Annotated in this window: 11 protein-coding genes; 9 read left to right on the forward strand and 2 right to left on the reverse strand. The window is 70.3% G+C overall.

Annotated features, from left to right (window positions below):
- The first annotated feature begins 3 nt into the window (after positions 1-3).
- The 5 genes from ACH4XV_RS26165 to ACH4XV_RS26185 all read left to right on the forward strand — a co-directional run bounded on the left by ACH4XV_RS26165 (position 4) and on the right by ACH4XV_RS26185 (position 6,450).
- Positions 4-792 carry a type III pantothenate kinase gene (locus ACH4XV_RS26165; protein WP_395793827.1) on the forward strand — a complete coding sequence of 263 codons (789 nt, stop codon included), beginning with the start codon at positions 4-6 and terminating at the stop codon, positions 790-792.
- Positions 793-884: 92 nt separating this feature from the next.
- A complete protein-coding gene (locus ACH4XV_RS26170; protein WP_395793829.1) occupies positions 885-1,868 on the forward strand; it encodes a hypothetical protein in 984 nt (327 codons plus the stop codon).
- Positions 1,869-2,423: 555 nt separating this feature from the next.
- On the forward strand, positions 2,424-4,088 hold the full coding sequence (locus ACH4XV_RS26175) for an LAETG motif-containing sortase-dependent surface protein (RefSeq protein ID WP_395793831.1): 1,665 nt from the start codon (positions 2,424-2,426) through the stop codon (positions 4,086-4,088).
- Positions 4,089-4,206: 118 nt separating this feature from the next.
- Positions 4,207-5,715: a bifunctional lysylphosphatidylglycerol synthetase/lysine--tRNA ligase LysX gene (gene lysX, locus ACH4XV_RS26180; protein WP_395793833.1), complete on the forward strand. Its 1,509-nt coding sequence runs from the start codon at positions 4,207-4,209 to the stop codon at positions 5,713-5,715.
- 102 nt (positions 5,716-5,817) lie between these two features.
- Positions 5,818-6,450, forward strand: a complete 633-nt coding sequence (locus tag ACH4XV_RS26185; RefSeq protein ID WP_379999061.1) for a GDSL-type esterase/lipase family protein — start codon at positions 5,818-5,820, stop codon at positions 6,448-6,450.
- A 34-nt stretch (positions 6,451-6,484) separates the two neighbouring features.
- On the opposite strand, the gene ACH4XV_RS26190 is transcribed toward ACH4XV_RS26185, so the two are convergent.
- Positions 6,485-7,348, reverse strand: coding sequence for a M23 family metallopeptidase (locus ACH4XV_RS26190; RefSeq protein ID WP_395793835.1), 864 nt, complete (start codon positions 7,346-7,348; stop codon positions 6,485-6,487).
- Positions 7,349-7,612: 264 nt separating this feature from the next.
- On the opposite strand from ACH4XV_RS26190, the gene ACH4XV_RS26195 reads away from it, so the two are divergent.
- The 4 genes from ACH4XV_RS26195 (at position 7,613) to ACH4XV_RS26210 (ending at position 10,430) form a co-directional block, all read left to right on the forward strand.
- Positions 7,613-7,969: a BlaI/MecI/CopY family transcriptional regulator gene (locus ACH4XV_RS26195; protein ID WP_379999065.1), complete on the forward strand. Its 357-nt coding sequence runs from the start codon at positions 7,613-7,615 to the stop codon at positions 7,967-7,969.
- A gap of 177 nt (positions 7,970-8,146) precedes the next feature.
- The gene (locus tag ACH4XV_RS26200; protein WP_395793837.1) at positions 8,147-9,127 is read left to right on the forward strand and encodes a DUF11 domain-containing protein; all 981 of its coding nucleotides are present in this window, start codon (positions 8,147-8,149) and stop codon (positions 9,125-9,127) included.
- A 218-nt stretch (positions 9,128-9,345) separates the two neighbouring features.
- Positions 9,346-9,855, forward strand: coding sequence for an amino-acid N-acetyltransferase (locus tag ACH4XV_RS26205; RefSeq protein WP_395793839.1), 510 nt, complete (start codon positions 9,346-9,348; stop codon positions 9,853-9,855).
- A gap of 233 nt (positions 9,856-10,088) precedes the next feature.
- Positions 10,089-10,430, forward strand: coding sequence for an Lsr2 family protein (locus tag ACH4XV_RS26210; RefSeq protein WP_379999071.1), 342 nt, complete (start codon positions 10,089-10,091; stop codon positions 10,428-10,430).
- Between the two features lie 82 nt (positions 10,431-10,512).
- Here ACH4XV_RS26210 and ACH4XV_RS26215 read toward each other — a convergent pair whose 3' ends face one another.
- On the reverse strand, positions 10,513-11,226 hold the full coding sequence (locus tag ACH4XV_RS26215; RefSeq protein WP_395793841.1) for an SCO3374 family protein: 714 nt from the start codon (positions 11,224-11,226) through the stop codon (positions 10,513-10,515).
- Positions 11,227-11,467 lie beyond the last annotated feature (241 nt).

The raw sequence follows: 11,467 nt of genomic DNA on the forward strand, positions 1-11,467 counted from the left end.
ACGATGTTGCTCACCATCGACGTCGGTAACTCGCATACCGTGCTCGGCCTGTTCGACGGTGACGAGATCGTCGAGCACTGGCGCATCTCGACCGAGGCCCGGCGGACCGCCGACGAACTCGCGGTCGTCCTCGCGGGCCTGCTCGGCCAGCATCCGCTGCTCGGTGCCGAGGGCATCGACGGCATCGCGATCTGCTCCACCGTGCCGTCCGTGCTGCACGAGATGCGGGACATGGTGCGGCGCTACTACGGCGACATTCCCACGGTCGTGGTCGAACCCGGGGTCAAGACCGGCGTGCCGGTCCTGATGGACAACCCCAAGGAGGTCGGCACCGACCGGATCATCAACGCGCTCGCGGCGGTCAAGCTGTACGGCGGCCCGTGCGTGGTGGTCGACTTCGGCACCGCGACCACGTTCGACGCGGTCAGCACCAAGGGCGAGTACGTCGGCGGCGCGATCGCCCCCGGCATCGAGATCTCGGTGGACGCGCTGGGCGCCCGCGGCGCGCAGTTGCGCAAGATCGAGCTCATGCGCCCGCGCAGCGTGATCGGCAAGAGCACGGTCGAGGCGATGCAGGCCGGCATCCTGTACGGCTTCGCCGGCCAGGTGGACGGTGTGGTCAAGCGCATGGCGGCCGAGCTGTCCCCGGACGACCCGGACGCGGTCACGGTGGTGGCCACCGGCGGGCTGGCCACGCTGGTCCTGGGCGAGGCGTCGGTGATCGACGTGCACGAGCCGTGGCTGACCCTGATCGGGCTTCGGATGGTGTACGAGCGCAACGCGGCGGTCTGAGCGCGGCCCGGGCCCGGACTCGCCGTCCAAGTCGGAAAAACACAAGCACGAAATAAGCAGGATTGTCCGGCTCGCCGCATACAGTGCGTGGTATGCCGACGCCACATGGTGACCAGGGGATGGCCTTCAGCGCGCACGAGGTGCGGGTGCTGCGTCGGGCGCTGACCGTCGCGCTGCGCGGCGGGCGCGACTCGGTCGACTTCTGGTTGCTGGGCCGGGCGATCGGCGAGGCGCACGACGAGCGGGAGCGGCTGCGCGCCTTCATGACGGCCGAACTGCGCCGCTATCGCGCCGCGTTGCCGGGGAGCGCGGCCACCTTCCTGTCCTGCCTGCGCAACGCGGTGGACGAGATCGCGCACGTGCCGTCCGCCGAGGACCTGGCCGCGCTGCGCACGGTCGTCGACCTCCCCTGCGGCCCCCACGAACGGGCAAGCCGCGCGGCCCTGTTGCGCCGCTGCACGCACCTGGCCGAGGCCGCCCTCGAACAACGCCTCACCGCCCGCGCCCACCGCCGAGCCGCCGCCGAAGCCGACCGCGCCATCCGCCCGGACCCGTTGGACATCCTCATCCCGGGCCGCACCCACCCGACTCCGGCCGACTCCCCGCCGCGACCGGCGACGACCGGGCGGACGGGACGGGTCCACCGCGAGGAACCGCCTCGGCCGCTCCCCGAGCCCCAACCGGCCGACACGGCCACGACAGAGCCCGAGGCCATCGAGCCCCAGGTCGCCGCCTGCGAAGTCGTCGAATCCGGGGTCGTCGAGCTCGAGGCTGTCGACTCGGGAGCCGTCGACTGCACAGCCGTCGCATCCGAGAGCCCCGAGCCCGCAGTGGCCCCCGAAGACGCGGCCCTCCGGCCGACGCCGGTCACCCCGGAGCCCTCGACCACAAAAGCACCGACTCCCGAATCCTCGACCGACCCCGCTCCCGCCGGCGAAGAGCCCGAACCCACCCCGGCTCCCGGCCCGGAAACCCCACCGCGCGAAACCCTCTCCCCGGTGATCCCCCATCGCCGCCAAGGCCGCATCCTCGGCCAACTCCCCGCCCCGGAAGTCCTCCAGACCGGCACCGGCTGAGCCTCGACCGGTAGGCCAAGGCCCCGACATCCGGGGGCGCCGGAGGATTTCGAAGGACGCGACATGTCCCGAAAGTTTTCTTGTCGACTTGTCGCGGCAGTTTAGGGGGCCAAACCTCACGATGCCATTTCGTGATTCAAATCGCCTGGCAAGCGGTGCAACCAACCATTACGCTACGGAAAGGTTTTTGCAGATCCTTGGGGGTCTTGAAGTCGCCCGTTCTCTCTCTCGCTCCCGGTTGCCACCGCGAGCATCGTGATGGCGGATGAGGCATGCGACGGCGCGTTCCGTCGCCTGCCGATCGATCCTCCCTGCGGCTCGACCCCTTTCTGTCCGAACCGACGCTGACCAAGCGTCGAAGCCGCGGCTTCGGCCCGTGGCCGTCCGTACGACGGCCCCGTGCGTCCCGAACCGGTTTCGAGGCGTTCATTCCTCTCGTCTGCGGCGCGCCTTTCGTCGTCTGCCCCGGCGAGGCTCCACACCGATGCGATTTCCCGGTTGCCGGTGATCTTCGGCCGGCGGCCTTTCGTCTTCCTCCCGCCCCGGAAAGAATTCATGCCCTTCATACGACTGACCCCTGCGTGCGCCTCGGCTCTTGCCGCCGGTACGGCCGCCGCGCTGCTCCTCGGTCCCGCCGCGACGTCGGCAGTGGCCGATACACCCGCCGAGACGTACCTCTGGCTTGATTCGCGGGACACGTACACGGCTGTCCCCGGAAAGGACCGGACGTATTCGATCGACATCGAGAACTACGGTCCCGCCACGGTGAAGGATCTCGTCGTCACCGTGGACACGGCGGACCTCAAAGGGGTGACCTCGGTGGTGTTTCCCTCGCAGTGCACCGTCAAGTCCACCGTGGCGACGTGTCGTGTCGGTGAGGTCAAGCCCCACAACCCCGAGTCGGGCGCGGCCAAGCCCACCCTCGATCTCAAGCTCCGCACGGACGCGGCGACGAAACCCGGGACCAAGGGCAAGCTGAAGTACAGCGGGACCGCTTCGAACGCCACGGTGCGGGTCGATCTCCCCAGCTATGGCGCCGAGATCGTGGTCAACAGCGGCTACGACCTGGTGGCCAAGCCGTTGGCCGACAGCCGTCGCGAGGTCGCTCCCGGGGCCGCGTTGGACATGCCGGGATCCTTCTCCAACGTCGGGGACCGGCCCGCCAAGGGTGTCCTCGTCGCCCTGGACGCGCGGCCGGGGATCGGTTTCGCGCAGCGGTACCAGAACTGCCGATACTTCCCCGCCCTGGCGGTGTTCGGCGAGCAGGCCCTGTGCCGGTTCGACGACGTCGAGGCCAAGCCCGGTGACGCGTACGCCCTGGACAAGTCGGTTCCGCTGCGGGCGTCCTCGGACATGATGTGGGGCGGAGCGGGAATCGCCTTCTACGCGGCCGACGACATCGCCGCCGAAATGCTGGTGAGGGCCGCGGCGAAGGGCGCGCCGGGCACCGAGGGCGCCCTCAAGCTCGTCAAGCAGCAGCCGAACTCCGCGTTGCGCTCGGCGGCCGACCTCGACGACTGGAACAACTCCACGTCCTTCTCGGCACACACCACGCTCAAGGCCGACTTCGCCGCCATCGGTGCCACCGCGAGCGGAGCGCAGGGGCAGACCGTGAAGATCCGCCCGGGCATCGAGAACCGCGGCCCGGGGCGGGTCGACGACTACGCGCTCGCGGACCTCCTGTGGTCCGTCAAGATGGCGGTGCCCGAAGGCGCGACGGTGACCAAGGTCCCCGAGCTCTGCCGTCTCTCCACGGAAGAGGAGCAGGATTTCGAGGGGCCGCTGTACCCCGGTTTCGACGCCAAGGGTCGCCCCGCGTACGTCTGCGCCTGGCACGGTGACGGCGGTACGTACAAGCCCGGCAGCAAGGGCTTCTTCGAGTTCGAGATGAGGATCGACAAGGTCGTTCCGGACGCTGCCGGCATGCTTCAGAGCAGCTCGGTGGACGACAACCGAGCCGACGATGTCGCCCAGGTCGTGCTCAACTCCACCAAGCCCGCACCGGGCGCGGCCTCCGGTGGGTCCGGTTCGAGCGGTGGGGCGGGTACGGCCGGCGGCGCGGGGGCGACCGGCGGTGGCCACGGTGCGGAGTTGGCGGACACCGGGTCCGACTCTTCGTCGACGATGGTGATCGCCGGTGGGGCCGTGGCCCTGTTCGCGGTCGGCGGCGGGGCGTTGTTCGTGGTGCGGCGGCAAAAGGCCGCGGGGCTCGCGGTCTGATTCGCATGTGTTTCGGAGGGCGGGGTCGCGGCGGCGGTCCCGCCCTTCGGCGTGTGGGCTTTGCGGCTCGGTCGGATATCGGTTCGGGGTGGGTGTGGCGGGTCGGTAGCCTTGTCCCGTGACCGAGCAGAGCGCAGCGCAGCCGCAGATCGACGACCTTCCCGAGCAGATGCGGGTTCGCCGCGACAAGCTCGACCGGCTTCGGGCCGAGGGGACCGACCCGTACCCGGTCGGCTTCCCCCGCACCACCACGGTGGGCGCGCTGCGTGCGGAGTTCGACGGTCTCGAAGCCGATGTGGAGACCGGGCGCCGGGTCGGCGTCACCGGCCGGGTCGTGCTGTACCGCACCGGCGGCAAGCTGTGCTTCGCGACGCTGCGCGACGGTGACGGCGACATCCAGGTGATGGTCTCGCTGGACGGCGTCGGCGCCGAGTCGCTGGCCGCCTGGAAGAGCGACGTCGACCTGGGCGACCACGTCGGTGTCGAGGGCCAGGTGATCACCTCCCGGCGCGGCGAGTTGTCGATCATGGTCGACTCCTGGGCGATCACGTCCAAGTGCCTGCGTCCGCTGCCGGACAAGCACAAGGGCCTGACCGACCCCGAGGCCCGGGTCCGCCAGCGCTACGTCGACCTGATCGTCAACGACGAGTCGCGGGCGATCCTGCGCACCCGCAGCCGGATCGTGCGCGCCATTCGCGAGTGGTTCGACGCCAGGGACTTCCTGGAGGTCGAGACGCCGATGTTGCAGCCGGTGCACGGCGGCGCCACCGCGCGCCCGTTCGTGACCCACATCAACGCGTACGACATGGACCTGTACCTGCGCATCGCGCCGGAGCTGTACCTCAAGCGCCTGGTCGTCGGCGGCGCCGAGAAGGTCTTCGAGATCAACCGCAACTTCCGCAACGAGGGCGCGGACTCGACGCACAACCCCGAGTTCACCATGTTGGAGGCGTACGAGGCGTACGGCGACTACAACACGGTGGCCACCCTCACCCGCGAGGTCTACCAGCACGTCGCGCAGGACGTGTTCGGCTCGCAGATCTTCCGCTACGGCGACCGCGAGGTGGACATCTCCGGCGACTGGCGCGAGATCACCGTCTACGGCTCGGTCTCCGAGGCGCTCGGCGAGGAGGTCACCCCCGAGACGCCGATCGAGGCCGTGCGCAAGCTCGCCGACGCCCGCGAGATCGAACACGACAAGTCCTGGGGCCAGGGCAAGCTCGTCCAGGAGATCTTCGAGGCGCTGGTCGAGCACACCCTGATCGAGCCGACCTTCGTCCGCGACTACCCGATCGAGACATCGCCGCTGACCCGCCAGCACCGCAGTGTCGCCGGCGTCGCGGAGAAGTGGGACCTGATCGGCTTCGGCATGGAACTGGGCACCGGCTACTCCGAGTTGGTCGACCCGGTCGAGCAGCGCCGGCGGCTCACCGAGCAGTCGCTGCTCGCCGCGGGCGGCGATGTCGAGGCCATGCGGATCGACGAGGACTTCCTGCGCGCGCTGGAGTTCGCGATGCCGCCGAGCGGCGGCGTGGGCATGGGCATCGACCGGATGATCATGGCCTTCACCGGTCGCGGCATCCGCGAGACGATCCTGTTCCCGCTGGTGAAGCCGACCACCGACTGATCGACAAGGCGGGAGCCCCTTCGGTGACGGTTCGTCGCCCCCGAGGGGGCTCCTGTCGCATTTCCGGGCGCGTCACCCGTTCGTACGCATAGGGTCGGCCGCATGGAAGCAGCAGCCCCCGATCTCCGGATCTGCGTCGCCGGCGACTCGTTCGTACAAGGTGTCGGCGACCTCTCCGGCGGCGGATGGGTCGGCCGCCTCGCGGCCGAGTCCCGTCGCCGGGGCCGGCAGGTGACCGCGTACAACCTGGGCGTGCGCTACGAGACCTCGGCCGACGTCGCCGAGCGCTGGTACGGCGAGGCCGTACCGAGGATGCGGCACGCCGACGGCACCGGCATGGTCTTCGCGTTCGGCGTCAACGACGTGCGGATCGAGAACGGCCGCCGCCGGGTCGCCCACGCCGACAGCGTCGCCAACCTCGACGCGATACTGGACACCGCGACCGGCGCCCGCTGGACCTGCCTGGTGGTCGGCGCGCCGCCCGTACCCGGGGAGCGGGACCACGGCGAGGCCGCGCTCGCGCTGGAGGACGCCTACGCCAAGACCTGCGCCGCGCGGGGCATCCCCTTCGTGCCGATACAGCGCGCGCTGCGCGAGGACCCGCAGTGGTGGGCCGGCATCGAGGCGTACGGCGACGGCGCGCACTGCGACGCCGTGGGCTACGCCAAACTCGCCGCGCTGATCGCCGACGGCGGCTGGTGGGACTGGTTGGATTCGCTGGCCCCGGGGCACTGAGCGCGGCGGCCGACCCGCCGCGCCCGTCGCCCGGTCAGGGCTTGACGCCCCGGCCGGTCAGCCACGTGTTCGGGTCCACGGCCGCGCCGCCGTCGGGGTGCACCTCGAAGTGCAGGTGCGGGCCGGTCGAGTTGCCGGTCGTGCCCACGTAGCCGATCACCTCGCCCGCGGCCACCGAGCCGGAGGTCTTGGCGAAGCGCGACTGGTGGCAGTACCAGGTGCGGGTGCCGTCGGGGTGGGTGAGCACGATGCGGTTGCCGAACGCGCCGGCCGGGCCGGCGGAGGTTATGGTCCCGGCCGCGGCGGCGCGGATCGGGGTGCCCGAGGGGGCGGCGAAGTCCAGGCCGGTGTGCGTGTGCGCCCAGCGTGCGCCGCTGTTGCCGAAGCGGCCGGTCAGCGTGTAGTCCGAGGTCGGCAGGACCCACCCCGAGGCGGCCCGCTCCGCGTCCGCCCGCGCCGCCGCGGCCTCCTGCTCGGCCTTTTCGGCCTGCTCGGCCTGCTCGGCCTGCGCCGCCTGTGCCACACGCTCGGCCTCCCGGGCCTGCTCGGCCTCGGCGGCCGCCTGCTCCGCCTCGCGCGTCTCGCGGGCCTGGCGCGCCGCCTCCACAGCCCCCGCCGCGTCGAGCGTCGAGCGCTCCTCGGAGCGGGCCGCGACGTCCGCGCCACGGTCGGCGAGCCGCCGCGCCGTCTCCGGATCCGCGCTCGCGGCACCGGCCGCCCGCTTCCCGGTCGAGTCCGTCCCCGTGCCCTGGACGCCGGCGGTGACCGCCACGGCCAGCAGCGCGAGGCCGGAGACCACGACGACCGCCCGACCCGGACGCGCCCCGCGCAACCGGGCGCGGCGGTCGACGGGCGTGGCGGGGGTTTCGGTGGGCGGCGTGGCGGGGGAGTGCGGCACGAATACCTCGGGGGTGTCGACAACAGGGCCGACACCAGTGGTAACAATCCGCCGCATATACACCAAGTCGTAATGGAGCGGACACTACGCCTCCGCGTAGTAGCAAAACCCGCCCCCACGCCCGGCCCTGAACCCGTCGGGCCGAGGCTCTCGGTTTGAAACCGGGCGAACTCGGACGAAGCTCCCGCTACGACGCCGCATAGGAGACATCGCGGCAGGCGTGACGCAGTTCACGGCACCACAAGGTTTCCCGGAGGGCCGGACATGAATCGACTAGGCGAACTCGAAGCCCAGGTGATGCTCCGGATCTGGCGGCGCAACAGCCCCGCGTCGGTACGCGAGGTGCAGGAGGCGCTGCTGCCCGACCGTGAGCCCGCCTATACGACGGTGATGACCGTGCTCGACAAACTCTTCCGCAAGGGACTGCTGCGTCGTCGGTTGGTCGGTCGGGCCTATCTCTACGAAGCGGTGCACTCGCGCGACGCCCATACCGCCGAGTTGATGCGCGACGACTGGATCTCCGGCGGTGGTCGAGCCGGCGCCCTGGTGCACTTCGTCGAGGGCATGACGCCCGAACAGATCGAGGTGTTGCGCGACGCGCTGCGGGTTGCGCTGCCGTGAGCCGATTCGCGCGATCTTCGGTACTTCCCTGGGCTGATCGGGGACCTTGCTAATTCGTTCGGCGCAATCCGCAGCGTCTTGGGGGCGCAACTCTGCGTAATCGTATTAATGATCTACGTAAGAAAAGCGGACTTCCGCGTGGTGGAACGGAAGCAGCGGAACGGAAAGTGGGCCGACATGATGCGAGCGAAAACCCGAGCGGGACGCGCCTTCGCGGCGGTCGCGGTCGGGGCGACCGTCGCGGTGGGCGCGAACCTGACCGCGGGCGGTACGGCGGCCGCGACCCCCGCGCCGCAATACCGGCCGCAACCCGCCCCGGCCCATGCCGGCAACTCCTCCACCGGTTCCTCCTGGACCTGGTACACGAGTTCGACGAGTTCGACCGAGGCCCGGTCGGGAGGTTCCTACACGGGCCCGTACGGCTGGACGTGGTGGTCCTCCACGCGCGATTCCACCCCCGCCGGCCGAACCGCCCTCGACGACGCCATGGCCGACCTGCGGACCCGCCTCGACGGCCTGCGGGCGACGCTCGGCCGGCAGCTCCAGGGCTCGTTCACCGACCTGACGAGCCGGTTGACCGGTGCGCTGCCGCCGGGCGTCGACCTGCCCGACCTGCCCGACCGTGGCCGCGACACCTCCTCGGTCACGCCCCCGAGCAAACCCTCGGTGCCGCCGGAGACCACCGAACCGCCGCCGGCGACCGTCCCGACCAAGCCGCCCGTACCGCCGTCGCCGCCCGTCGACGTCGCCGCGCTGCCGAAGCTGGAACTGCGCCGCGTGGCCGACCCGGCGCAGGCCAAGCCCGGCGACCGGATCACCCACGCGGTGACGGTGCGCAACGACGGCGATACCGAGGCGAAGTCGGCCATCGTGCGCAACACGTTGCCGGCGGGCGTGAAAACGGTCGAATCCAAGCCCTCGCAGGGTGAATTCGACAGTGCCACCGGAGTGTGGAAGACCGGCCGGATCAAGCCCGGCACCGAGGTCTCGCTGATTCTCGTGCTCACCGTGCCGGAAGGCGCGGCCGGATCCGAGATGATCGCGAGGTCGAGTTTCGTCAGCGCGCCCGGTGCCAGGCCGGTGATCCGCAACGCGTGTACCGACGACGCCGAGGCGGCCTGTGCGAGCACGCGCGTGGCCGATTCCCGGACACGGTAATGGCCGGGGAAATCCGTCCATATCCGGCCTGATCACTCCACAAGGGCACGGTTCGGATCTCGGCACCGCGCATGTATGAAGAACGTGTGGCCCGGGCGGTGGGAAACCTCGCCCGGGCCTTCGCGTGTCCGTCCGGGTGTTTCCACCGGCACCGGGGCGGATCGGTGGTAAACCGGGCGGAGCGGCGACGCCTATCGTGATCGCGATAGCGTCAGCCCATGGAAGTGACGATCCGACGTGCCAGAACGTCCGATGTGCGGTCCATTCGGCGCCTTGTGGATGGGTACGTGGGGCTACGCATCCTTCTCGACAAACCCACGGTCACCCTCTTCGAAGACGTGCAGGAGTTTTGGGTCGCCGAGCGGGACGACGACAGCGAGGTGGTCGCCTGCGGGGCCCTGCACGTGATGTGGGAAGACCTCGCCGAGGTGCGCACTCTCGCGGTGGATCCGGCGTGTACCGGACACGGGGTGGGCCACCTCTTGCTCAGCAAACTTCTGGAGACCGCGCGTTGGCTGGGTGTTCGACGGATATTCTGCTTGACCTTCGAGGTCGACTTCTTCGCGAAGCACGGCTTCGTCGAGATCGCGGAGACACCGATCGACGGCGATGTCTACAGTGAACTGATGCGTTCGTACGACGAGGGCGTGGCCGAGTTTCTGGATCTGGAACGCGTCAAACCCAACACCCTTGGCAACACGCGGATGCTGCTCCATCTCTGGCAGTGATCTCGATCCGCGTAGACCGGACGAGTGTGGCGGAGATCGCGCGACCGGTGCCGGCGAAGCCCTTGACGCTTCTTGCCCACGGCGGTGTGGTGTGCGGTGAAGTCGTGACCACAAACCCGGTAACGTATTGCCGACTCGACCGGGTTCCGCGCCCGTGGGTTTGTATTTTCCCGCAGAAAGCGGTTTCCTTTTCTTGAGCTCGTTGTGAACCCTCCCGATGAAAGGGAATCCTGGTGGCACAGAAGGTCCAGATTCTTCTCGTTGACGACCTCGACGGCGGCAAGGCCGATGAGACGGTGACGTTCGCGCTCGACGGTGTCTCCTACGAGATCGACCTGAGCGCCACGCACGCAGAGCAGCTTCGCGCGGCGCTGACGACCTACGTCGACGCCGGCCGCAAGACCGGTGGCCGGGTCGCGGCCCGTCGCGGCGTTCGCCAGGTGGTCAAGGGTGGTGCCGCCTCGGGCGACACCGCCAAGATCCGCGCCTGGGCCAAGGAGAACGGCTACGACGTGAGTGAGCGCGGTCGTGTGCCGGGCAACATCCGGGACGCCTACGAGAAGGCCCACGCCTGATCGCCGACGCCGTCGACGAGCGGTGCCCTCCCCCGGTACGTACCGGGGGAGGGCACCGCTCGTGTCGTTTTGTGCCCGGCTCTCAGGCGGCGCCGGGACGGTGGTGGGTCAGCAGCCTCGGCTCGCGCACCCGTGGCCTCGGGAACAGCCGTACGTGCTGGCACGCGTGCGCCAGCGTGCCGATCAGCCGGGTGACGTCCGGGAAGCGCACGTCCACGTGTGGCAGCGCGGTACGCGCCGCGAGGTCGTCCACCGGGGGCATCCGGCCGGGGTCGGCAGGGGGCCGCACCCAGCGCGCGTGCTCCCACGACCGGGGCCAGGGCGAGCGCCAAGTGGCCGGCCACGGGGACGGCGCGGCCACCGTGTCGCCCTCGCCGTACGCGCGCAGGTCCAGGTCCAGGTCGGCCCAGTCCAGCCAGTCCAGGAGCGCGGGCAGGTCGCCCGCCACGCCGGGGGCGACGAAGAACTGCATGCGCCCGGTGCCGGCCGCCGCCACCGGCCCGACCGGCAGCCCCTGGCGCTCGACCCGGTCCAGCGCCCACGCCCCGGCCGCGCCCGGCACGTCCAGGACGTCGAACCGCACCCCCGCGGCCAGCCGCACGGCGGCCCACGGCGTGTCTGCCCAATACGCCGAGAGCAGCCGCGGATCGGTGGTCGCGGCCAGGATCGGATCGGCCGGCTCGCCCGTCCCCGGAGCCGCGGGCCAGCCCAGGGCCCGCGCGTACCACAGGGCCTCGTCCAACGGACCGGGCACGACGGGCGCCGAACGGGACGCGAAAACAAGCGTGGCTGCCATACCGTGTTCAACTCCGGGACGACGGCGAGGTTACGAAAGGTGATATGCCAACCGCGATGAGTGACATGGTTCGAGGGCTCGCCGCGCGGCGCCGCCCCCGGTGCCGGCACGGTCGCGTACGCACCGGTCGTGACCTGCCGGTATACAGCGGGTGTCGTCCGGGGTATGACCCGAACATGGAGGGGAGACGGGGAAGCGAAGTCGTCGACGGCGGCCGGATTCGGTGCGATCGACGGCGAAA

Source organism: Embleya sp. NPDC020630 (assembly GCF_044334985.1).
Classification (GTDB): Bacteria; Actinomycetota; Actinomycetes; order Streptomycetales; family Streptomycetaceae; genus Embleya.

Coding starts and splice junctions, on each gene's coding strand:
- ACH4XV_RS26165 (WP_395793827.1), top strand. CDS start 4: ATGTTGCTCACCATCGACGTCGGTAACTCGCATACCGTGCTCGGCCTG.
- ACH4XV_RS26170 (WP_395793829.1), top strand. CDS start 885: ATGCCGACGCCACATGGTGACCAGGGGATGGCCTTCAGCGCGCACGAG.
- ACH4XV_RS26175 (WP_395793831.1), top strand. CDS start 2,424: ATGCCCTTCATACGACTGACCCCTGCGTGCGCCTCGGCTCTTGCCGCC.
- ACH4XV_RS26185 (WP_379999061.1), top strand. CDS start 5,818: ATGGAAGCAGCAGCCCCCGATCTCCGGATCTGCGTCGCCGGCGACTCG.
- ACH4XV_RS26195 (WP_379999065.1), top strand. CDS start 7,613: ATGAATCGACTAGGCGAACTCGAAGCCCAGGTGATGCTCCGGATCTGG.
- ACH4XV_RS26200 (WP_395793837.1), top strand. CDS start 8,147: ATGATGCGAGCGAAAACCCGAGCGGGACGCGCCTTCGCGGCGGTCGCG.
- ACH4XV_RS26205 (WP_395793839.1), top strand. CDS start 9,346: ATGGAAGTGACGATCCGACGTGCCAGAACGTCCGATGTGCGGTCCATT.
- ACH4XV_RS26215 (WP_395793841.1), bottom strand. CDS start 11,226: ATGGCAGCCACGCTTGTTTTCGCGTCCCGTTCGGCGCCCGTCGTGCCC.